Below are 408 nucleotides of genomic sequence, written 5' to 3' on the forward strand. Positions count from 1 at the left end.
TAATCGAAATCGTCCAGGAGTTCATTTCTTCCACGACTCGCAGAATATCGCTAATTTCTTTGGTCTACAACAGACTTTTGCATTTGATGGTGTTCGAGGTGAGAAAGTGAGTGTATCTCTTCTTGTTTCGAAAGATGGTGGTGATAGCAATAGCGGTTTGAGAGTCGCTTTACACTACATCAAAAACAAAAACATTATTGGGCAAGAGTGGCAAAATATACCAAGCCCGCAAATAACTTCGAAGTACAAGCGTTTCACATTTACGTTTACTTTATCGGACGATGTCGAGAATCTGAACTTGATGCTGTTTGGGGAAAAAGATAAGACTATCAATCTCTATGTGACAGATGTTCAACTCGAAAGAGGTTCTGTCGCGACGGACTATAAAGAAGCTCCCGAAGACACAGA

1 pseudogene is annotated in these 408 nt (G+C 40.7%); it reads left to right on the forward strand.

The window, feature by feature from the left end:
- Nucleotides 1-408: pseudogene (locus tag ADH54_RS09920) on the forward strand (hypothetical protein); the annotation flags it as partial.

Source organism: Streptococcus pseudopneumoniae (genome assembly GCF_001072315.1).
Taxonomy (GTDB): Bacteria; Bacillota; Bacilli; order Lactobacillales; family Streptococcaceae; genus Streptococcus; species Streptococcus pseudopneumoniae_R.